Origin of the sequence: Leclercia sp. M50, from assembly GCF_037150775.1 — a bacterium.
Classification (GTDB): Bacteria; Pseudomonadota; Gammaproteobacteria; order Enterobacterales; family Enterobacteriaceae; genus Enterobacter.
In genome coordinates, this window is the sequence record NZ_JBBCPK010000060.1 from 1 (window position 1) to 20,769 (window position 20,769).

The following is a 20,769-nucleotide window of genomic DNA, read 5'->3' on the forward strand; positions in this document are numbered from 1 at the left end:
CGCGGTGGTCCCACCTGACCCCATGCCGAACTCAGAAGTGAAACGCCGTAGCGCCGATGGTAGTGTGGGGTCTCCCCATGCGAGAGTAGGGAACTGCCAGGCATCAAATTAAGAAACCCCGTACCTTATGGTGCGGGGTTTTTTGCTTTTCCACCCTGGCGGGCACAATCAACAATCTCTGGCTAAAATAACAAGATACGCATCGTCAGCGAGGTTATTTTGCCGAACCCCCCCTTTAACTACCAACAAGATTTCGCCAACATAAACTTTCGCGACCATCCTGAGCTTTACCAGGTAGGGCGGGGAGAACAAGGCGTTCTGCTGGTTGAACCTTACAAAAGCGAAATTCTGCCCTACTGGCGATACAAAAATGCTGAGGTTGCGACAAAATCTGCGCAGGAAATATATGCACTCTTTGAGCAATACCGTCAGCAAGACGATTTTGTGGGCATGGATATGGCCAGAAAATTTATCCAGATGGGATATACCCGCGCCAGACGCTACGCCAACCACAAAGGCGGAAAAAAGTACGATGATGAACGCAATGTTCGTCCACTGGATCACGATCCCGTTAAAGCCGAAGCCGCAAAAGTATTCAAAGGATGGTGGGACAAAATTCGCGCCGATGAGGATTATTTACAGAGAAAACAAGCGCATCAAAAAAAGTGGGGCTGATGATGTTATCCGTGCCAGGACGCATTTTGTGACGGAGATAACAAAATTAAATGAAACATAATAGAAACAATTATTTTACCTAACGTTAAATTTTAAATCTGGTTTTACTGGAGTGGGTGCTTTGGCCCGCATTGTAAGACAGGGGATTTAAAATGACAGAAACCGTAGCAAGTACAGATACGGATAGTAAAAAACTGGCAGAGGACGATACTCGCCGCAGGATTTGGGCAATCGTCGGCGCATCTTCAGGCAATCTGGTTGAATGGTTCGACTTTTACGTTTACTCGTTTTGCTCGCTCTATTTTGCCCATATCTTCTTCCCATCCGGCAACACCACTACCCAGCTTCTGCAAACTGCAGGCGTTTTCGCCGCAGGCTTTTTGATGCGTCCAATCGGCGGCTGGCTCTTTGGGCGTATTGCCGATCGAAAGGGGCGAAAAACGTCCATGCTGATCTCCGTCTGCATGATGTGTTTCGGCTCCCTGGTTATCGCCTGCCTTCCGGGCTATGACACTATCGGCACTTGGGCTCCAGCCTTACTGCTGTTGGCGCGTTTGTTCCAGGGACTTTCCGTTGGGGGGGAATATGGCACAAGCGCGACATATATGAGTGAAGTTGCCGTGGAAGGGCGTAAAGGCTTTTATGCCTCATTTCAGTACGTCACCCTGATAGGGGGACAGCTCCTGGCTATTCTGGCCGTCGTGATCCTGCAACAGGTTCTGAGTGATGAAGATCTCCGTGCCTGGGGATGGCGTATTCCTTTTGCGCTTGGCGCCCTCCTTGCCATTGTGGCGCTGTGGCTGCGCCGTCAGCTGGACGAAACGTCGCGTAAAGAGGTAAGGACGTTAAAAGAGGCAGGTTCTTTTAAGGGCTTGTGGCGTAACCGGAAGGCCTTTTTAATGGTGCTCGGCTTTACGGCTGGCGGTTCGCTCACCTTCTATACCTTCACTACCTATATGCAGAAGTATCTGGTTAATACAACGGGTATGCACGCTAACGTGGCGAGCATGGTCATGACGGTGGCGCTCTTTGTCTTTATGCTCATCCAGCCCATTATCGGTGCGCTGTCGGATAGAATCGGTCGTCGTAGCTCAATGCTGATTTTCGGCGGGTTGTCGGCAATATGTACTGTGCCCATTCTCACTGCACTCCAGCATGTCACATCTCCTTATGCCGCTTTTGCACTGGTGATGGTCGCATTGGTCATTGCCAGTTTTTACACCTCGATCAGCGGCATTCTTAAGGCAGAGATGTTTCCGGCTCAGGTGCGTGCACTGGGCGTTGGGTTATCTTATGCGGTGGCTAACGCGCTGTTTGGCGGCTCAGCGGAATATGTAGCCCTGTCATTAAAATCGGTGGGGAGTGAGGCTATCTTTTTCTGGTACGTCACGCTGATGGGGGCGCTGGCATTTATGGTTTCTTTAATGCTGCACCGCAAAGGGAAAGGCGTGCGTCTTTAATGATCCGCCATCTGCCAGACGGCATAGCCGGTAGTCGCACCGGCTATGTCCCAGGCAAAATCTTTCCAGCTCCAGCCGCTCCCTGCCGGGCGGCTGTCCCAGAGCTCTTTCGATGCCCCCAGACTGACCGAAAACATCAGGCCGTATGCAGCGCTGCGGTCGCGGCTGTAGCCCTGGCGCTGTGCGTATTCATTACCCGCAGCCGAGAGCATCGCCGAGGCTAAAAAGTGTTGCGCCTTATCCTGACCCGACCAGCTATCCTGAGCCATATGGCTGCATCCGCCCAAAACCAGGCAGCCCATTAACAGCAAATAACGCACAACGACCTCCATAAAAAAGCCCCGTCAATGACAGGGCTGAAGATTACAGGATGCGGCTAATCAACCGGTCGATTCGGATGCGACGTAAACGGCGAATTAGCTTACGCACTTTCACCGGATAGTCAGCGATACTTTGCAGATCGCGGTAATGGTTCACTACAGTGGTGTGCGTGCGGATCAGATCCAGTTCACGGTCGCGCGGAGCAGCCAGCTCCTGGCGGGGATCGTGGATCAAAATCGCATTTTCAAGGTCCAGTCGCCACGCGCGTGGATTGAGGTTATTGCCCGTCAGCAGCATCCATTCATCATCAACCCACATGCCTTTCAGGTGATAGCTGTTGTCTTCATCTTTCCACAGACGCACAACCAGCTGATCGGTATTCACATAGTACTGCAGGCGACTCAGGAAGCGGCGCAGGTTGATCTCATAGAGATAAGGCAGGGCGCCGATGATCTTAAACGGCTGATCTTCAGGAATGAAGAAATCGTTCGCGGTTTTATCGCCAACGATAATTTCCACCTTTTTACCGTCGCGTAACAGCTGAATGATGTTACGCACCAGCACCGCCGGCAGATTGAAGTACGGTGTACAGATGGTCAGCTTATGTTCTGTACACGGCATCAGATGGAAGATGGTCTTGTTGAGCAGGCTGGATTTACCCAGCCCAACCAGTGGGGTCACTGCAAGCTGTTCATTATCGGCATCGCCCTGGAAATGGAACATGGCATCGCGCAGTTCCTGACGGAAAAGGCGGATCTCATTTTTGATCTCCGGGCTTTTTGGTCGCTGCGGATCGTCAAGCCGATTCACGCCGCGGCCATGCACCAGATGGTGGTCCACCCACTCAAACATGACGTCAGCCATGCGGGCATTACGCACCAGGTGATAACGATCGTAACGGTATTTATCCAGTTGATGCAGATAGACATCGTTAAGACTCGCGCCGCTATAGAGCACGCTGTCATCAATGATAAAGCCTTTGAAATGGAGAACGCCCAGAGCTTCGCGAGTGTTAACAGGAACACCATAAACGGGGACATCTACGCCGGGGTTTTCCTGCGCCATGCGGCAATACCAGTCGGCATTGGTGTTGGACGCAGCGGCGCCAATACGACCGCGCTGGGCGCGATGCCAGTCGACCAGGATACGGACATCCAGCTCAGGGCGCTGGCGTTTGGCTTCGTACACGGCGCGTAAAATGGCGCTGCCGCCCTCATCCTGTTCAAGATAAAGCGCGATAATGCAGATACGATGCGTTGCGCTGGCAATTTTTTCCAGTAGCGTCTCCCGAAAGTCGGCGGGAGCATAAAAAAACTCTACATCATCAACTGACTGAGAAATCTTCGGTAGTTGAGCAAGGTGTTGTTGATGTTTATTACGCTTAAATTTTGACAACATCACAGTGCGTTTCTTCTCTGTTCATTGAAGGATTATATGTACTATGTAGACAACAGAAGCGGGCAATCATACCACCAGTGCCGTTTAAAGTGGTCAACATTTCCAGTACCTTACTCTTGTTTACCTGATGGCATAAGCTGCAGAGTCAACCCGACGATCCCATCTTCAAGCTGGATATCAACGGTAAAGCCCAGCTTTCGCGCCAGGGCGACCATGCCACGGTTGTTAGGCATGGTAATGCCATTGAGGCGAATCAGTCCGTGATCGCGCGTATAACTGATCAGTTTTTCGAGTAATCGTCTTCCCAGCCCAAGACCTTTCAGATCGGAGCGAACAAGCACCGCAAACTCCGCATCAACGTTATCAGGATCGGAGATGGCACGTGTGACGCCAAGGATTTCATCGCCCTCTTCAGTGCGTCGGACAGCAACGAAAGCCATTTCCCGATCGTAGTCGATCTGCGTCATATTGGCTAAATCTTCGTGGGTAAATTCGTTGATTTCGCTAAAGTAGCGGTAATACAAATCTTCTTTTGTGACCTGGGCGATAAAGCGCTGAAGCTGGGGTTCATCTTCAGGAAGGATAGGGCGGAACAGCGACAGTTCGCCATTTTTCATCTCCACCCACTCTTCAAGCTGATGGGGGTAAGGGCGAATAGCAAGCCGGCTTTCGCGATCGCCGGTATAGGCCGCCACATCCATCGTCACATCCAGCGCCGTCAGTTCGCTGCCGGATACCAGTAAAGGATGAATATCCAGACGCTGGATTTCCGGGCTATCGACAATCAGGTTCGATACCTGCACCAGGAACTGGCTCAGGGCGGCGATATCCAGCGGTCTTAAGGCACTGCGTCCACGGATCTTTTTGCTCTTAATCCCCTGAATCACCAGATAACGCGCCAGGTTCATGTTCAGGGGCGGCAGGGCAACCACCGCCTGCTCTTCAGGGCGCCACTCCACGCCCCCTTCGCCCAGCATAATCAGCGGACCGAAGACCGGATCGTGTTCCACTACCACCCGTAGCTCCTGCGCGCCGGCACGATTAGCCATGCTCTGCACCAGCAGGCCGTGGATCCGCGCCTGGGGCCAGGCCATTTTAACGCGATCGATAATGGCATCCGCCGCCTGCTGGACTTCCGCCGCGGTACGCAGATACAACATCACCCCCTGAACTTCAGATTTATGCGGGATATCTGGCGAACGCAGTTTCAGTGCTACCGGATAACCGATCTGCTCGGCAATATGCACCGCTTCCGCGCTGTCGCTGGCGATCCAGGTGGGCAGTGTATGCAGGCCATAGGCGGTGAGGATCGGCTGTACCTCATGGGTATCCAGCGAACGCGCGCCGTCATCAATGGCACGCTGCAACAGGTCGTAAGCATGACCCGTATTGGCGGTCAGGTTTCCCGGCAGGGCAGGCGTCTCCCGCAGCTGTTTCTGATTGCGCCGGTACTCCACCATATGCATAAAAGCGGTGATAGTGCCTTCCGGGGTACGGTAAGTGGGGAGGCCAGCCTCGCTGAACAGACGTCGCGCCTCCTGAGATGAAAATTCACCGCACCAGTTGGTCAGAAGCGACACATACTTTCCGCGCGGATGCTTCTTCACAATATCAATCAGCGCACGAGCGCTTTCGCTGCTCGGGGCTACGGCACTAGGGGAGTGAATGACCATCAGGGCATCAAAATCCTGGCTGTCCAGCAGGATATTGAGTGCCATGAGATAGTGCTCGCTGCTGGCATCATCGCGTAAGTCGAGTGGATTACCCGGCTCCACGCCGGACGGCAATGCCTCACGCAGGCGCTGCATTGTCTCTTCGCTGAGGGTGGCCAGCTTACCGTTACGCAGCCACAGTTCATCCAGCGCCAGCGCGGCCGGTGCGGCCCCGTTACTGATGATCATCAGCCGTTCCCCGCGCAGCGGGCGCATATGGCTGAGCGTTTCGACAGCGGAAAAGAGTTCGTGGGTGTCCTGAACACGCAGCAAGCCGGCACGCTGGATAGCGGCATCCCATGCCGGATCCATGCCTGAATGAGAATGCAAAAGACGCTGGGCGGCCGGGCTACGCCCGCTTTTGATCACCAGAATCGGTTTGTTGCGTGAAGCGCTACGGGCTGCTGAGACGAAGCGTCGCGCGTCGCTGAGATGCTCAAGATAGAGCAGGATGGCGCTGGTTTTGCTATCGCGCGCCAGAAAATCCAGCAGCTCGTCAACGTCAATGTCCAGACCGTCGCCCAGCGCGATGAAATAGGAAAAGCCCATTTCGCGCTGCTGGGCCCAGTCGAGGATGGTATTAGAGACCGCCGCCGACTGGGAGATAAAGGCCAGTTTGCCTTTACGTATCGGAACGGGAGAGAAACTGGCATTCAGCCCCTGCCAGGGTGCCAGCAGGCCAAGGCTGTTTGGCCCCAGCAGTCGCATCTGGTAGCGCGTCGCGCAGGCCAGCAACTCCGCCTGTTGTTCAGGGGGCGAAGAGAGAATAATGCAGGTTTTGCAGCCCTTCTTCCCCAGCGCGTCGAGCAGGGCGATGTTACGTCGGGCGTGGGTGCAGAGCACCGCGAGATCGGGAATGAAGGGCAGGCTCTCCACATCCGGCCAGGCAAGGACACCCAACACCGCCTTATACGCGGGGGTAACCGGCAGTATCGGGCCATTAAAGCCGCCAGCGAGCAGGTTACGCATCATCAGATAACCGGCGCGTTCAGGCTTCATCGACGCGCCAATCACGGCAATGGATTTAGGGCGGAGTAAGGCTTCTAGCCCGCGCTGGCTCATACAGATCTCCTGAAAAGGCGAGTGACCTGATGATTTTAAACGCTTTCCGGCACCGCCGCTGTGATGCTTCCCTTATGAATGGTTTTTCCTGCCAGATAACGTTCGCGAAAGCGTGAGAAGTGATCGCCCAGGGCGCCTGCCGCCTGAACATCCCCCGTCAGATCCAGCAGGGCAATGGCCACTTCGGCAGTACAATACTGGCCTTCTGCGTGGGCTTCACGCAGCCGGTAAGCCGAGACGCGCGACAAATCGACGGAGATCACCGGCAGCGCATCCAGATAGGGGCTTTTGCGAAACATTTTACGCGCTTCAGTCCAGGTGCCATCCAGCATGATAAACAGCGGCGGTTTACCGGCGGAGGGCGCGGTAATTACCTGGCGCGTCTCACCGGCGTAGGAGGCCGGAAACACTACCATCGGTTGATAGTCGGGGCTGGCGACCAGATCGAGCAGCGCCTGAGGTGGCTCAGTGCGTGACCACTGGAAGGCTGCGGTATCCGGTAGAATATCGGCGATCAGCCGTCCGGTGTTGCTGGGCTTCATCGGTTCGGTATCGAACATCACCAGGCAGAAACGGCTTTGAGCATGGCTGGGCGCCAGCGTCGCGCAGAGACACTGCCTGAGCGGCAGCAGACAGCGCTGACAGCGACGAATGCGGTTACCACGGGCAAGAAAAGGGCGAGTCGCACGCGCCAGGCGTTGGGCGCGCAGTTGCAGTACGGCGTTATCAGTCATGGGAAGGAGCGCAGAAAAAACGCCATTCTCGCAGAGGCGAGGGCGGGGCACAAGTTACGTGCCCCGGAATGTCAGAGGGATTCGTTCAGCCAGCTATCAAAAGGTGCTTTCGGAACGGCACCATTGAGCATATCGACGACTTCACCATTCTTGAAAATCATAATGGTCGGGATACTACGAATGCGGAAGCGGGAGCTCAGTTCGCGCTCAGCTTCGGTGTTCACTTTCACAAAACGCATTTTACCGCTACGCTCTTCGGCGACATCTTCAAAGATCGGCGCAAAGTTACGGCACGGGCCGCACCAGGGTGCCCAGAAGTCGACAACAACCGGCAGATCATCCTTCAGCAGTTTATCCAGAGTTTCGCCGGTAGCATTAATCACGTCACCATCGAACAATTCATGACCGCAGCGTCCGCATTTTGCTCCGTCATCAATGCGATCTTCCGGAATGCGGTTAAGAGCCTGGCAGTTGGCACATACGGTATTCATAACTAACCTCAGGTAGAGCAGGGGGACAAATCGGCAACATGCCGGTTATGTTTCCAATATGTTACATATTATCAACGACCCTGTTTGAAACGACAATGCGTTTTGTTCAATGAGAACAATAGTCACAGGCTTTTATACGAAGTAATGGCTATGCGCCGGGACATCGGGTAATCTGCGCGCTTCGCGCAGCGCTGGTGGAGAAAAGCATGAACGACGAACTGAAAAACAAAAGCGGCAAGGTCAAAGTGATGTATGTCCGCAGTGACGATGACTCTGATAAACGCACCCAAAATCCGCGTACCGGAAAAGGTGGCGGGCGTCCAGGGCCATCTCGTGCAGACGGTGGCCGTCGCCCCGCCCGCGATGAGAGAAGCAGCCGCGGTGATGACCGCAAACGTGACGACCGTAAGCGTGATGATTTCAAACGCGACGATTTTAGCCGCGACGCCTCACCGTGGCGTACCGTCTCCCGCGCGCCGGGCGACGAGTCCAATGCGCCCGTCGATCACGGCAGCATGGCCGGTAAAACGGTTATCGATCCGGAAGTGATCCGCCGTCAGCGTGCCGAAGAGACGCGCGTCTATGGCGAAAACGCCTGTCAGGCCCTGTTCCAGAGCCGTCCTGATTGCATCGTGCGCGCCTGGTTCATCCAGAGCGTCACGCCGCGTTTCAAAGAAGCGCTGCGCTGGATGGCGGCCAACCGCAAAGCCTACCACGTGGTAGACGATGCTGAGATCACCAAAGCGTCTGGCACCGAACACCATGGTGGCGTCTGCTTCCTGATTAAGAAACGTAACGGTACCACCGTTAAGCAGTGGGTCAGCCAGGCTGGCGAAGATGATTGCGTGCTGGCCCTGGAAGACGTGGGTAACCCGCACAACCTCGGCGCCATGATGCGCAGCTGCGCCCACTTCGGCGTGAAAGGCGTTCTGTTGCAGGATGCGGCTCTGCTGGAATCCGGCGCAGCAATCCGTACGGCGGAAGGCGGCGCGGAGCACGTTCAGCCGATCACTGGCGACAGCGTGCTGGAAGCGATTGAGCAGTTCCGTCAGGCGGGCTATGCCATCGTGACCACCTCCAGCCACAAAGGCACCACGCCGCTGTTTAAAGCGACACTGCCCCGTAAGATGGTGCTGGTGTTGGGTCAGGAGCGCGATGGTCTCTCCGATGCGGCACTCTCCAGCGCCGATCTGAGCGTCTCTATCGATGGCACCGGCAATGTAGAAAGCCTCAACGTATCCGTTGCGACCGGCGTTCTGCTGGCGGAATGGTGGCGTCAGAACAAAGCATAATCCCGCTTTGTTCGTCGTTCGTAGGCCCGGCAAGCGTAGCGCCGCCGGGCAATGTGCCGGGTGGCGGCTTCGCCTTACCCGGCCTACAACAACTTACTCGCTTTCAGCCGGTAACTCCGGCATCCAGTCAATTGGCGTTTCGCCCTGTTTCTCCAGCCACTCATTCGCCAGCACAAAATGATTGCAGCCAAAAAAGCCGCGATGGGCTGACAGCGGTGACGGGTGCGGCGCTTTCAGCACATGATGGCGCTGAGTATCAATGATCGACCCTTTCTTCTGCGCATGCGATCCCCAGAGCAAAAAGACCACGCCTTCCCGGTGCTGGTTAATCAGGCTGATAACCTTGTCGGTAAATGTCTCCCACCCGAGGCTGGCATGAGAATGGGCCTGCCCGGCGCGAACCGTCAGCACGGTGTTGAGCAACAGAACGCCCTGACGCGCCCAGCTTTCCAGGTAGCCATGTGAAGGGCGGGTAAACCCCGGCACGGAGGCTTCCAGCTCCTTATACATATTCAGCAGGGAAGGGGGGATAGCAACGCCCGGACGCACAGAAAACGCCAGGCCGTGTGCCTGACCCGGTCCGTGGTAGGGATCCTGTCCCAGGATAACCACTTTGACATCTGCCAGCTCGGTAAAACGAAAGGCGTTGAACACATCTTTCTGGGGCGGATAGATGGTGATGCCGTCCTGACGTTCCGCGGCAACGGTATTCAGAGTATTAACGAAGTAAGGCTGTTTTTTTTCATCGGCCAGTACGTCGTGCCAGGTTAAAGGTGCTGTCATCTCGCTCTCCTGCGAATTTTCACTGTCTTTAGCTTAACTGCATATGACGAGGGAACAAAACTGGCGAGCCAAAAATGTCATTGCACTGAAAAATATTGAAAATTTACACGGAATTTTGAAGCCGATTGCGAGGGTAAAATTGATATAAAACAATAATCTCCGTTTATCACCCTTTTACTGGTGTGGTTTTTGTTGATTTAAGTCAAGGAATGACGAGGGTTTGACTGATATATATACACTCAAGCAACAATGGTTTTACCAATTGCCCGGACGAACGGGCGACACCCAATATTGTAGTGTAAGGGAGACATCACATGATTACTGGTATCCAGATTACTAAAGCTGCAAACGACGACCTGCTGAACTCATTCTGGCTGCTGGACAGCGAGAAAGGCGAAGCGCGTTGCGTATGCGCAAAAGCAGGCTTTGCTGAAGATGAAGTTGTTCAGGTTAACGCGCTGGGCGAGTTCGAATACCGCGAAATCCCGATGGAAATCAAACCTGAAGTCCGCGTTGAAGGCGGTCAGCATCTGAACGTTAACGTGCTGCGTCGTGAAACGCTGGAAGATGCTGTTAAGCATCCGGAAAAATATCCGCAGCTGACCATCCGTGTTTCTGGCTACGCGGTACGCTTTAACTCATTGACTGCCGAACAGCAGCGCGACGTTATTGCCCGTACCTTTACTGCCAGCCTGTAATCGTTACCAGCGTACAGATAAAAAAAGCCGGGTTAGAACCCGGCTTTTTTATTACTCTTCTTTCTGTGTCACCGGCGTGCTGCCGCTAGGCTTACGACGCTTGCCCACATTTTTGGTATCACGGTGGCGTTGCTTCACGCGCGGTTTCTCTTTCTCTTTCGCCTTTTTCTCGGCACGTTTAGCGAGCACTTTCTTGGACGGTTTGCCCGTCATTTTTTCGCTCGGCGCACGGGTGCTCGGACGCAGTTCGTCGATCACGCGGGCCTTCAGCGGCTCTTCAACGTAACGACCAATTTTTTGCAGCAGCAGATGGTCATGCGCTTCGACCAGCGAAATGGCTGTCCCTTTACGCCCGGCACGACCGGTACGGCCAATGCGGTGCAGATAGGTATCCGCAGTGCGCGGCAGATCGAAGTTGAACACGTGGCTGACATCAGGAATATCAATACCGCGCGCAGCAACGTCGGTCGCCACCAGCACGTTCACGCGGCCATCGGTCAGACGTTTGATCGCTTCGTTACGTTTAATCTGCACCATCTCGCCTTCGAGATAGCAGTTATTGATACCCGCTTCACGCAGCCAGGTCGCCAGCTCGTGCACACGCTCACGTTTCCGTACAAAGACGATAGAGCGGGTGGCTTCAGGCTGTTTCAGCAGGTGGATCAGCAGCGCGGTTTTATGCTGAATATCATCGGCGCGGTAGTACCACTGATGGATCTTCTTGCGCTCGCGGGTGGACGGGGTGGCGGAAACCTCAACTGGGTCCTCCAGAAGACGCTCAGCAAAATCTTTAATTGCATCGCCTTCCAGCGTCGCGGAGAAGAGCATGGTCTGCTTACGCCAGCGGGTCTCACCGGCAATGTGTTCGATATCCTGCGCAAAGCCCATATCCAGCATACGGTCAGCTTCGTCAAGAATTAAGGTTTCAACCGCACGGCAGTCGAAGTTCTCTTCTTTGATGTATTGCAGCAGACGCCCGGTCGTCGCAACGACGATATCCTGGTTCTCACTGAATACTTCGGCGTGGTTCATATAGGCCACACCGCCGGTAATGGTTGCGATATCCAGGTGGGTATTCTTCGCCAGCTCACGGGCATGATCGGCAACCTGCATCGCCAGTTCACGGGTCGGGGTGAGGATCAGAATACGCGGCGGACCTGATTTCTTACGCGGAAAATCCAGCAGATGCTGCAACGCAGGCAGTAAATAGGCTGCCGTTTTACCCGTGCCGGTTGGCGCAGAACCGAGCACGTCACGGCCCTCCAGTGCAGGCGGAATTGCCGCTTCCTGAATAGCGGTCGGGCGTGTGAAGCCTTTTTCCTGGAGCGCGTCCAGAAGGCTTTCATCGAGTTCAAGTTCGGAAAAAGTCGTTACAGTCATGTTCTACCTCTGTGTGGGGCGCTGATTATAGACGTTACGGCTGCAATCTTCATCTGTTTGTGTGGATATCCCTTTTCCGTCGTTACGCTTTCACCTATGCTACTCCCGTTTCACTTTGAAGGTTGCTCCGACATGTCTCAACTCAAAGCGCAGCTGCGCCGCGATGGTTTTACTTTTAAGCAGTTCTTTGTCGCCCACGATCGCTGTGCAATGAAAGTCGGCACTGATGGCATTTTACTGGGGGCATGGGCACCGGTAGCAGGCGTTAAACGCATCCTCGACATTGGCAGCGGCAGCGGATTATTAGCCCTGATGCTGGCGCAGCGTACCGAACACTCCGTCACGCTTGACGCGGTTGAACTGGATCCCCAGGCGGCTGAGCAGGCAGCGGAAAACGTAGCGGAATCCCCCTGGGCTTCGCGCGTATCTCTCCATTGTGCGGATGTTCTTGCCTGGGCGCCAGATCAAACGGCTCGCTATGACCTGATTGTCAGCAATCCTCCCTATTTTGAACCGGGTGTAGCCTGTGCCACACCCCAGCGAGAGCAGGCCCGGTATACCGACACGCTCGATCATGGCGCGCTGTTAGCCTGCGCCGCCGGGTTGATCTCCGAAGAGGGATTTTTCTGCGTGGTGTTACCGGAGAGCGCAGGCAGTGCATTTATTGCCAGCGCGCTGGAGATGGGCTGGTTTTTACGCCTGCGCACCGATATTGCGGAAACCGACGGCAGGCTGCCGCACCGGGTGCTGCTGGCGCTGTCGCCGAAAGAGGGAGAGTGCTTCAGCGACAGGCTGGTGATACGTGGGCCAGATCAGCGTTATTCCGATGACTACACGGCGCTGACCCACCCCTTCTATTTATTTATGTGAGCCAGCGGTGAGAGCACCGACGGGCCGGAATGCTCAAGCTGCTCCGGGTAGTCGAGCGTGTAGTGCAAACCGCGGCTCTCTTTGCGCATCATTGCGCAGCGCACAATCAACTCCGCCACCTGAACCAGATTACGCAGTTCCAGCAAATTATTGGATACGCGGAAATGGGCGTAATACTCGTCAATTTCCTGCTGCAGCATGGTAATACGGCGCAGGGCGCGCTCCAGACGTTTGGTGGTGCGCACAATGCCGACGTAATCCCACATAAAGAGGCGCAGCTCGTGCCAGTTATGCTGGATCACGACCAGTTCATCCGGGTTCTCCACGCGGCTTTCGTCCCAGTCCGGCAGGTTTTCCACCTGGCGGGCGTAAGGCATGCGCTTCGTGATATCTTCCGCCGCTGACCAGCCGTATACAAGGCACTCCAGAAGCGAGTTTGATGCCATTCGGTTCGCGCCATGCAGGCCGGTGTAGCTCACCTCGCCGATGGCGTACAGGCCGTCAACGTCGGTCCGGCCATGATCGTCGACCATCACGCCGCCGCAGGTATAGTGTGCCGCGGGCACCACCGGCATCGGCTCTTTGGTGATGTCGATGCCGAGCCCCAACAGTTTTTCATAGATGGTCGGGAAGTGCTGGCGAATAAAGGCTTCGGGTTTGTGGCTGATATCCAGATACATGCAGTCCACGCCCAGGCGTTTCATCTCATGATCGATAGCGCGGGCCACGACATCACGCGGCGCCAGCTCGCCCCGCTCGTCAAAGTCCTGCATAAAGCGCGTGCCATCCGGGCGTTTTAAATGCGCGCCTTCACCACGTAGCGCTTCGGTCAGCAGGAAGTTGCGTGCCTGCGGGTGGAATAGCGCAGTGGGGTGGAACTGGTTAAATTCCAGATTCGCCACGCGACAGCCCGCTCGCCAGGCCATGGCAATACCGTCCCCTGAGGAAATATCCGGGTTGGTGGTGTACTGATACACCTTAGAGGCACCGCCGGTTGCCAGTACAACCGATTTTGCCCGACAGGTTTCCACCTTCTCTTTATTACGGTTCCAGACCCAGGCTCCCACAACGCGCCGCGTGCCCGGCAAACCAATTTTATCGGAGATGATCAAATCCACCGCGTTGCTGCGTTCCAGCACCCGGATGTTGGGATGGCTTAACGCCTGGCTGACCAGCGTCGTTTCGACTGCTTTACCAGTGGCATCTGCGGCATGCAGGATCCGGCGATGGCTGTGTCCGCCCTCACGCGTCAGGTGGTAACTCTCTTCTCCGTTGGCCTGCACGTGGGTATCAAACAGCACGCCCTGATCGATCAGCCATTGCACGCAGTGGCGGGCATTACTGGCGACAAATTCAGCCGCGTGTCGGTCCACGATACCGCCACCAGCAATCAGGGTATCTTCGACATGGGAGTCGATACTGTCAGTTTCATCAAACACCGCAGCAATTCCGCCCTGGGCATAGAAGGTAGAACCTTCGCTAACAGGACCTTTGCTGAGGACAATCACTTTCTGGTGTGGGGCGAGTCGCAGCGCCAGTGAAAGGCCGGCGGCGCCGCTGCCGATAATCAGTACGTCACAGGTGAGTTCGGAAATTGCGTTCATGATGTGTGTTTAATTTACTAAACAGTGTTTGGCCAGCATAGCACCTGAATGCGATGAATCGCACGTTTTTTTTAAGAGTTGTTGCAATGACTAAACAAAGGCTGGACAGCGATAAGGGACTAAAAGGGCGAAAATATTTTGCGTAGCAGATCGTTAGCTTCAGATTTTGTGGTGAAATAAAGCCCGTCTTGCGTTACCCTGCAAGCGGTAAAAGACCATTTCTTAGCAGAAACTGGGTACGTATCGGTATCAGACTTATAATGATAGAAAATGAACGGTCTGCGACGTGATTAACAAAAACAAAGGCGTGACGGAACTAATTGAAATAAAGACCCTCAAAGCAACTGCTTGCTCACAGTGCAGTGTTTGGAGTGGCGTTTCGATAACGCGTGGAATTTAGGTTTGGGGAGACTTTACCTCGGATGAGCGAGCAGTTAACGGACCAGATTCTGGTTGAACGGGTCCAGAAGGGAGATCAGAAAGCCTTTAACCTACTGGTGGTGCGCTACCAGCATAAGGTGGCGAGTCTGGTGTCCCGCTATGTACCGTCAGGGGATGTTCCTGATGTGGTACAAGAGTCTTTCATTAAGGCCTATCGTGCGCTGGAATCTTTCCGGGGAGATAGTGCTTTTTATACCTGGCTGTACCGTATTGCCGTCAATACGGCTAAGAACTACCTCGTCGCTCAGGGCCGACGTCCGCCTTCAAGCGATGTCGATGCTATCGACGCTGAAAATTTTGAAAGCGGCGGTGCGTTGAAAGAAATTTCGAACCCTGAGAACTTAATGTTGTCAGAAGAACTGAGACAAATAGTTTTTCGCACCATCGAGTCGCTCCCGGAAGATTTACGCATGGCAATTACGTTGCGGGAGTTAGATGGCCTGAGCTATGAAGAGATAGCCGCTATCATGGATTGCCCGGTCGGTACGGTTCGCTCACGGATCTTTCGTGCGCGAGAAGCTATTGATAATAAAGTTCAACCGCTAATCAGGCGTTGACGATAGCGGGATACTGGAAAAGGTATTAGGCATGCAGAAAGAACAACTTTCCGCTTTGATGGATGGTGAAACGCTGGACAGTGAGATGCTCAACGAGCTCTCTCGCTCTCCTGAGATGCAAAAAACCTGGGAGAGTTATCATCTCATTCGCGATACTCTGCGCGGCGATACCAGCGATCTCCTCCATTTTGATATCTCAGCTCGCGTAATGGCGGCCATAGAGAACGAACCTGTTTCTCAGGCCACCCCGCTAATCCCCGAAGCCCAACCTGCACCGCACCTGTGGCAGAAGATGCCTTTCTGGAACAAAGTGCGCCCCTGGGCGAGTCAACTGACTCAAATGGGTGTGGCTGCTTGCGTATCGCTTGCAGTTATTGTGGGCGTCCAGCACTATAACACTCAATCTGAAGTGAGCCAGCAACCAGAAGCGCCAGTGTTTAATACACTGCCGATGATGGGCAAAGCCAGCCCGGTAAGTCTGGGTATTCCTTCTGATGCCTCGGCCGGTGCCGGTCAGCAGCAGCAGGTCCAGGAGCAGCGCCGTCGTATTAATGCGATGTTGCAGGATTATGAATTGCAGCGTCGTCTGCATTCTGAGCAGCTTCAGTTTGAACAGGCGCAAACGCAGCAGGCTGCTGTGCAAGTGCCAGGAAACCAAACTTTAGGAACGCAATCGCAGTAATGAAGCAACTTTGGTGCGCCATGTCTCTGATGGCGGGTAGCCTGTTGTTCACTGTCAACGCCTCGGCTGATGTATCGTCCGGGGCGTTGTTGCAGCAAATGAACCAGGCCAGCCAGTCACTCAACTACGAGCTGTCTTTTATCAGTATCAATAAGCAAGGTGTAGAGTCGTTACGCTATCGCCATGCCCGTCTTGATAAACAGCCGCTTGCCCAGCTTTTGCAGATGGATGGTCCGCGCCGCGAAGTCGTGCAGCGTGGCAATGAAATCAGCTATTTCGAGCCGGGTCTCGAACCCTTTACGCTGAATGGCGACTACATTGTTGATTCGCTGCCTTCGCTCATCTATACCGATTTTAAACGGCTCTCCCCTTACTACGACTTTATCTCCGTAGGACGTACCCGTATCGCCGATCGGCTCTGCGAGGTGCTGCGGGTGGTCGCCAGAGACGGAACACGTTACAGCTATATTGTCTGGATGGATGCAGAGACCAAGCTGCCAATGCGGGTCGATCTGCTGGATCGGGATGGTGAGACGCTGGAGCAGTTCCGGGTGATCTCTTTCACCATCGACGATCAGGTCGGTAACAGCATGCAGAATCTGGCAAAAGCGAACCTGCCGCCACTGCTCTCCGTCCCGGCGGGGGATAACGTCAACTTTAACTGGGCGCCCAACTGGATCCCGCAGGGCTTCAGTGAAGTCTCCAGCAGTCGACGCCAGTTGCCCACCATCGATACCCCGGTTGAATCCCGTCTTTACTCCGACGGCTTGTTCAGTTTCTCGGTTAATATTAACCGGGCAACACCGGTCAGTGCCGATCAGATGTTGCGTACCGGGCGTCGCACCGTCAGCACCACAATACGGGATAACGCAGAGATCACTGTTGTCGGTGAACTGCCGCCGCAAACCGCTAAACGTATCGCCGACAGCATTAAATTCAGGGCTGCACAATGATCAAAGAGTGGGCAACGGTCGTTTCATGGCATAAGGGCGTCGCGCTGGTCAGCTGCGACGTCAAAGCATCCTGCAACAGCTGCGCCTCCCGCGCCGGTTGCGGCAGCCGGGTGCTGAACAAACTTGGACCACAGACCTCACACACGATCAGCGTGCCCAGCGCAGAGCCGCTGGTGGAGGGGCAAAAAGTCGAGTTAGGGATCGCTGAAGGTAGCCTGCTTGGCTCGGCGATGCTGGTCTATCTCTCCCCGCTGGTGGGGTTGTTTGCCCTTGGCGGTCTGTTCCAGGTACTGTTTGGGACCGATCTCGCCGCCATGTGCGGCGCAGCGCTGGGCGGCGTAGGCGGTTTTTTACTGGCTCGCGGCTTTTCCTCCCGTCTTGCGGAGCGTGAAGCGTGGCAGCCCGTTATTCTCAGCGTCGGATTGCCACCCGATCAGTTGCGTGTCGACACGCTCTCTTCAGAAGCCCGGTGATGTTACCGGGCTTTGTTTTATTTACATCTCATAAAAGAAAACGCCAGATCTTCGCGCTAAGCTTGCTGGAAGAGCATTTCCTGGTGACGGAGATGTAGTGTAGAATGCTGCGTTTTCGCACTGAAAAACGTCAGGCTAAGAACAGCGGCCTCCAGGAATTCGTAAGGCATAATTATTTAACTATATGAAGAACATACGTAACTTTTCGATCATTGCTCACATTGACCACGGTAAGTCGACGCTGTCTGACCGTATTATCCAGATTTGCGGTGGCCTGTCTGATCGTGAAATGGCAGCCCAGGTACTGGACTCCATGGACCTGGAACGCGAACGCGGTATTACCATTAAAGCGCAGAGCGTTACGCTCGACTATAAAGCGTCTGACGGTGAAACCTACCAACTTAACTTTATCGACACCCCAGGCCACGTTGACTTCTCTTATGAAGTTTCCCGTTCGCTGGCGGCCTGTGAGGGCGCGCTGCTGGTAGTGGATGCGGGGCAGGGCGTAGAAGCCCAGACCCTGGCGAACTGCTATACCGCGATGGAAATGGATCTCGAGGTGGTGCCGGTTCTGAACAAGATCGACCTGCCAGCCGCTGACCCTGAGCGCGTGGCGGAAGAGATCGAAGATATCGTCGGCATCGACGCGACCGACGCCGTGCGCTGCTCGGCAAAAACCGGCGTGGGTGTAACCGACGTGCTGGAACGTCTGGTGCGTGACATCCCGGCGCCGGAAGGCGATCCGGAGGGGCCACTGCAGGCGCTGATCATCGACTCCTGGTTCGATAACTATCTCGGCGTTGTCTCGCTGGTGCGTATTAAAAACGGCACCATGCGTAAAGGCGACAAGATCAAAGTGATGAGCACCGGACAGGTTTACAACGCTGACCGTCTGGGTATCTTCACGCCAAAACAGGTCGACCGTACCGAACTGAAGTGCGGCGAAGTAGGCTGGCTGGTTTGCGCCATCAAAGACATCCTCGGCGCGCCAGTGGGCGATACCCTGACGGGCGCCCGCAACCCGGCAGAAAAAGCGCTGCCAGGCTTTAAAAAGGTGAAACCGCAGGTTTACGCCGGTCTGTTCCCGGTCAGCTCTGACGATTATGAGAACTTCCGTGACGCGCTCGGCAAGCTGAGCCTGAACGATGCTTCCCTGTTCTATGAGCCAGAAAGCTCGACGGCGCTGGGCTTCGGCTTCCGCTGCGGCTTCCTCGGCCTGCTGCACATGGAGATCATTCAGGAGCGTCTGGAGCGTGAATATGACCTGGATCTGATCACCACCGCACCAACGGTAGTGTACGAAGTCGAGACCACCTCCAAAGAGGTTATCTACGTCGACAGTCCATCCAAGCTGCCGCCGCTGAATAATATTCATGAGCTGCGCGAGCCGATCGCCGAATGTCACATGCTGCTGCCGCAGGAGTTCCTCGGTAACGTCATCACGCTGTGTATCGAAAAACGTGGTGTGCAGACCAACATGGTTTACCACGGTAACCAGGTGGCGCTGACCTATGAAATCCCGATGGCGGAAGTGGTGCTCGACTTCTTCGATCGTCTGAAGTCAACTTCACGCGGTTATGCGTCGCTGGATTACAACTTCAAACGCTTCCAGGCCTCCAACATGGTGCGTGTGGACGTGCTGATCAACGGCGAGCGCGTCGATGCGCTGGCGCTGATCACCCACAACGACAACGCCCCGTATCGCGGTCGCGAACTGGTAGAGAAGATGAAAGATCTCATCCCACGCCAGCAGTTCGACATTGCGATTCAGGCGGCGATTGGCAACCACATTATCGCCCGTTCTACGGTGAAACAGCTGCGTAAAAACGTTCTGGCAAAATGCTATGGCGGTGACGTCAGCCGTAAGAAGAAGCTGCTCCAGAAGCAGAAAGAAGGTAAGAAGCGTATGAAGCAGGTCGGTAACGTTGAGCTGCCGCAGGAAGCGTTCCTTGCCATTCTGCACGTTGGTAAAGACGGAAAATAACCCTTAAGGAGTTGGCATGGCGAACATGTTTGCCCTGATCCTGGTGATTGCCACACTGGTGACGGGGCTGTTGTGGTGTCTGGATAAGTTTATCTTTGCTCCGAAACGTCGCGAACGTCAGGCCGCCGCGCAGGCTGCCACGGGCGACCAGTTGGATCCGAATACCCTGAAGAAAGTCAGCCCTAAGCCGGGCTGGCTGGAAACGGGCGCTTCGGTCTTTCCGGTGCTGGCCATTGTGCTGGTGGTACGTTCGTTTATCTATGAACCTTTCCAGATCCCATCCGGTTCGATGATGCCAACGCTGCTGATCGGTGATTTTATTCTGGTCGAGAAGTTTGCTTATGGCATTAAAGATCCGATCTACCAGAAAACGCTGATCGAAACCGGCCATCCAAAACGCGGCGATATCGTGGTGTTCAAATATCCGGACGATCCGCGTCTGGATTACATCAAACGTACCGTTGGCGTACCGGGTGATAAGGTAACCTATAATCCGGTTTCCAAAGAGGTGACGGTTCAGCCTGGCTGCAGTTCCGGCACCGCTTGCGGTAGCGCATTACCGGTGACCTATTCCGGCGTTGAGCCAAGCGACTTTGTGCAGACCTTTGCCCGTCGCAACGGCGGCGAAGCGACCAGCGGTTTCTTCCAGCTGCCGAAAGGCGAGACCAAAGAGAACGGTATTCGTCTGAACGAGCGTAAAGAGACCCTGGGCGATGTGACGCACCGTATCCTGACCGTCTCCATCGCGCAGGATCAGCTGGGCATGTACTATCAGCAGAAGGGGCAGCAGCTGGCGACCTGGATCGTGCCACCGGGACACTACTTCATGATGGGTGATAACCGCGATAACAGCGCGGACAGCCGTTACTGGGGCTTTGTGCCGGAAGCGAACCTGGTGGGTAAAGCCACCACCATCTGGATGAGCTTCGAGAAACAGGAAGGCGAATGGCCAACCGGCGTACGGTTAAATCGTATTGGCGGCATCCATTAATTCCTGATAAATGAGCACGTAGCCTCTTTAACCAGAGGCTACGTGAATTATTTCACTGATAAATCTCTTCTGACTAACGACAACCCCTGTCGTTGCGTATAGAATATTCCCCCGAAGTTTAAGGTTGGCGCTGATTCAGTGCCACGGCACACGAAACCGCGTTGGCTTTCTCAGGACGGTTTCGTGTGCTGCATTTTTGATGCATTTA

General features: G+C 54.7%; 20 protein-coding genes and 1 rRNA gene. 13 read left to right on the forward strand and 8 right to left on the reverse strand.

Annotation, left to right across the window (positions count from 1 at the left end):
* From rrf to WFM46_RS15125, 3 genes are all read left to right on the forward strand, one after another.
* Positions 1-102: ribosomal RNA gene (rrf, locus tag WFM46_RS15115) — 5S ribosomal RNA — on the forward strand; the annotation flags it as partial.
* Positions 103-219: 117 nt separating this feature from the next.
* Positions 220-675, forward strand: coding sequence for a DUF4385 domain-containing protein (locus tag WFM46_RS15120; protein WP_103180771.1), 456 nt, complete (start codon positions 220-222; stop codon positions 673-675).
* Positions 676-827: 152 nt separating this feature from the next.
* A complete protein-coding gene (locus tag WFM46_RS15125) occupies positions 828-2,135 on the forward strand; it encodes an MFS transporter (RefSeq protein WP_156655043.1) in 1,308 nt (435 codons plus the stop codon).
* On the opposite strand, the gene WFM46_RS15130 is transcribed toward WFM46_RS15125, so the two are convergent.
* From WFM46_RS15130 to trxC, 5 genes are all read right to left on the reverse strand, one after another.
* Entirely contained in the window at positions 2,132-2,455 is a 324-nt protein-coding gene (locus WFM46_RS15130) for a YfiM family lipoprotein (RefSeq protein ID WP_103181124.1), read from the reverse strand. The two genes, WFM46_RS15125 and WFM46_RS15130, sit on opposite strands and share 4 nt — an antisense overlap.
* 43 nt (positions 2,456-2,498) lie before the next feature.
* Positions 2,499-3,854 carry a CDP-diacylglycerol--serine O-phosphatidyltransferase gene (gene pssA / locus WFM46_RS15135; RefSeq protein ID WP_336997946.1) on the reverse strand — a complete coding sequence of 452 codons (1,356 nt, stop codon included), beginning with the start codon at positions 3,852-3,854 and terminating at the stop codon, positions 2,499-2,501.
* Positions 3,855-3,964: 110 nt separating this feature from the next.
* Entirely contained in the window at positions 3,965-6,628 is a 2,664-nt protein-coding gene (locus tag WFM46_RS15145) for a bifunctional acetate--CoA ligase family protein/GNAT family N-acetyltransferase (RefSeq protein WP_336997947.1), read from the reverse strand.
* A gap of 35 nt (positions 6,629-6,663) precedes the next feature.
* Positions 6,664-7,362: a tRNA-uridine aminocarboxypropyltransferase gene (tapT, locus tag WFM46_RS15150; protein ID WP_336997948.1), complete on the reverse strand. Its 699-nt coding sequence runs from the start codon at positions 7,360-7,362 to the stop codon at positions 6,664-6,666.
* Between the two features lie 71 nt (positions 7,363-7,433).
* Positions 7,434-7,853, reverse strand: coding sequence for a thioredoxin TrxC (gene trxC / locus WFM46_RS15155; RefSeq protein WP_103180766.1), 420 nt, complete (start codon positions 7,851-7,853; stop codon positions 7,434-7,436).
* Between the two features lie 206 nt (positions 7,854-8,059).
* On the opposite strand from trxC, the gene WFM46_RS15160 reads away from it, so the two are divergent.
* Positions 8,060-9,145 carry a tRNA/rRNA methyltransferase gene (locus tag WFM46_RS15160; protein WP_180209511.1) on the forward strand — a complete coding sequence of 362 codons (1,086 nt, stop codon included), beginning with the start codon at positions 8,060-8,062 and terminating at the stop codon, positions 9,143-9,145.
* Between the two features lie 93 nt (positions 9,146-9,238).
* Here WFM46_RS15160 and ung read toward each other — a convergent pair whose 3' ends face one another.
* Positions 9,239-9,928, reverse strand: coding sequence for a uracil-DNA glycosylase (gene ung, locus WFM46_RS15165; protein WP_103180764.1), 690 nt, complete (start codon positions 9,926-9,928; stop codon positions 9,239-9,241).
* Positions 9,929-10,242: 314 nt separating this feature from the next.
* Between ung and grcA the strand changes: the two genes are divergently transcribed.
* Entirely contained in the window at positions 10,243-10,626 is a 384-nt protein-coding gene (grcA, locus tag WFM46_RS15170; RefSeq protein ID WP_103180763.1) for an autonomous glycyl radical cofactor GrcA, read from the forward strand.
* A gap of 51 nt (positions 10,627-10,677) precedes the next feature.
* On the opposite strand, the gene srmB is transcribed toward grcA, so the two are convergent.
* Positions 10,678-12,006 carry an ATP-dependent RNA helicase SrmB gene (gene srmB / locus WFM46_RS15175; protein ID WP_180209512.1) on the reverse strand — a complete coding sequence of 443 codons (1,329 nt, stop codon included), beginning with the start codon at positions 12,004-12,006 and terminating at the stop codon, positions 10,678-10,680.
* 132 nt (positions 12,007-12,138) lie between these two features.
* Here srmB and trmN point away from each other — a divergent pair, with 132 nt between their 5' ends.
* The gene (gene trmN, locus WFM46_RS15180) at positions 12,139-12,876 is read left to right on the forward strand and encodes a tRNA(1)(Val) (adenine(37)-N(6))-methyltransferase TrmN (protein WP_336997949.1); all 738 of its coding nucleotides are present in this window, start codon (positions 12,139-12,141) and stop codon (positions 12,874-12,876) included.
* Here trmN and nadB read toward each other — a convergent pair.
* Positions 12,861-14,480: an L-aspartate oxidase gene (gene nadB, locus WFM46_RS15185; protein WP_325940662.1), complete on the reverse strand. Its 1,620-nt coding sequence runs from the start codon at positions 14,478-14,480 to the stop codon at positions 12,861-12,863. The genes trmN and nadB overlap by 16 nt on opposite strands.
* A 357-nt stretch (positions 14,481-14,837) precedes the next feature.
* Between nadB and rseD the strand changes: the two genes are divergently transcribed.
* The 7 genes from rseD (at position 14,838) to lepB (ending at position 20,561) form a co-directional block, all read left to right on the forward strand.
* Positions 14,838-14,906, forward strand: a complete 69-nt coding sequence (gene rseD, locus WFM46_RS15190; RefSeq protein ID WP_233212310.1) for a rpoE leader peptide RseD — start codon at positions 14,838-14,840, stop codon at positions 14,904-14,906.
* Positions 14,903-15,478 carry an RNA polymerase sigma factor RpoE gene (rpoE, locus tag WFM46_RS15195; RefSeq protein ID WP_032613187.1) on the forward strand — a complete coding sequence of 192 codons (576 nt, stop codon included), beginning with the start codon at positions 14,903-14,905 and terminating at the stop codon, positions 15,476-15,478. The genes rseD and rpoE overlap by 4 nt, the downstream gene beginning before the upstream one ends.
* A 31-nt stretch (positions 15,479-15,509) precedes the next feature.
* A complete protein-coding gene (gene rseA / locus WFM46_RS15200; RefSeq protein WP_103180758.1) occupies positions 15,510-16,160 on the forward strand; it encodes an anti-sigma-E factor RseA in 651 nt (216 codons plus the stop codon).
* Positions 16,160-17,113 carry a sigma-E factor regulatory protein RseB gene (rseB, locus tag WFM46_RS15205; RefSeq protein WP_103180757.1) on the forward strand — a complete coding sequence of 318 codons (954 nt, stop codon included), beginning with the start codon at positions 16,160-16,162 and terminating at the stop codon, positions 17,111-17,113. Before rseA ends, rseB begins: the two co-directional genes overlap by 1 nt.
* Complete coding sequence (gene rseC, locus WFM46_RS15210) at positions 17,110-17,586, forward strand: SoxR-reducing system protein RseC (RefSeq protein WP_114385946.1); 477 nt, start codon at positions 17,110-17,112, stop codon at positions 17,584-17,586. Before rseB ends, rseC begins: the two co-directional genes overlap by 4 nt.
* Before the next feature lie 184 nt (positions 17,587-17,770).
* Positions 17,771-19,570: a translation elongation factor 4 gene (gene lepA / locus WFM46_RS15215; protein WP_103180755.1), complete on the forward strand. Its 1,800-nt coding sequence runs from the start codon at positions 17,771-17,773 to the stop codon at positions 19,568-19,570.
* Between the two features lie 16 nt (positions 19,571-19,586).
* Positions 19,587-20,561, forward strand: coding sequence for a signal peptidase I (lepB, locus tag WFM46_RS15220; RefSeq protein WP_103824593.1), 975 nt, complete (start codon positions 19,587-19,589; stop codon positions 20,559-20,561).
* Positions 20,562-20,769 lie beyond the last annotated feature (208 nt).

Coding starts and splice junctions, on each gene's coding strand:
- rseA (WP_103180758.1), top strand. CDS start 15,510: ATGCAGAAAGAACAACTTTCCGCTTTGATGGATGGTGAAACGCTGGAC.
- ung (WP_103180764.1), bottom strand. CDS start 9,928: ATGACAGCACCTTTAACCTGGCACGACGTACTGGCCGATGAAAAAAAA.
- rpoE (WP_032613187.1), top strand. CDS start 14,903: ATGAGCGAGCAGTTAACGGACCAGATTCTGGTTGAACGGGTCCAGAAG.
- rseB (WP_103180757.1), top strand. CDS start 16,160: ATGAAGCAACTTTGGTGCGCCATGTCTCTGATGGCGGGTAGCCTGTTG.
- WFM46_RS15125 (WP_156655043.1), top strand. CDS start 828: ATGACAGAAACCGTAGCAAGTACAGATACGGATAGTAAAAAACTGGCA.
- grcA (WP_103180763.1), top strand. CDS start 10,243: ATGATTACTGGTATCCAGATTACTAAAGCTGCAAACGACGACCTGCTG.
- lepB (WP_103824593.1), top strand. CDS start 19,587: ATGGCGAACATGTTTGCCCTGATCCTGGTGATTGCCACACTGGTGACG.
- WFM46_RS15160 (WP_180209511.1), top strand. CDS start 8,060: ATGAACGACGAACTGAAAAACAAAAGCGGCAAGGTCAAAGTGATGTAT.
- trmN (WP_336997949.1), top strand. CDS start 12,139: ATGTCTCAACTCAAAGCGCAGCTGCGCCGCGATGGTTTTACTTTTAAG.
- tapT (WP_336997948.1), bottom strand. CDS start 7,362: ATGACTGATAACGCCGTACTGCAACTGCGCGCCCAACGCCTGGCGCGT.
- nadB (WP_325940662.1), bottom strand. CDS start 14,480: ATGAACGCAATTTCCGAACTCACCTGTGACGTACTGATTATCGGCAGC.
- lepA (WP_103180755.1), top strand. CDS start 17,771: ATGAAGAACATACGTAACTTTTCGATCATTGCTCACATTGACCACGGT.
- pssA (WP_336997946.1), bottom strand. CDS start 3,854: ATGTTGTCAAAATTTAAGCGTAATAAACATCAACAACACCTTGCTCAA.
- WFM46_RS15145 (WP_336997947.1), bottom strand. CDS start 6,628: ATGAGCCAGCGCGGGCTAGAAGCCTTACTCCGCCCTAAATCCATTGCC.
- rseC (WP_114385946.1), top strand. CDS start 17,110: ATGATCAAAGAGTGGGCAACGGTCGTTTCATGGCATAAGGGCGTCGCG.
- trxC (WP_103180766.1), bottom strand. CDS start 7,853: ATGAATACCGTATGTGCCAACTGCCAGGCTCTTAACCGCATTCCGGAA.
- srmB (WP_180209512.1), bottom strand. CDS start 12,006: ATGACTGTAACGACTTTTTCCGAACTTGAACTCGATGAAAGCCTTCTG.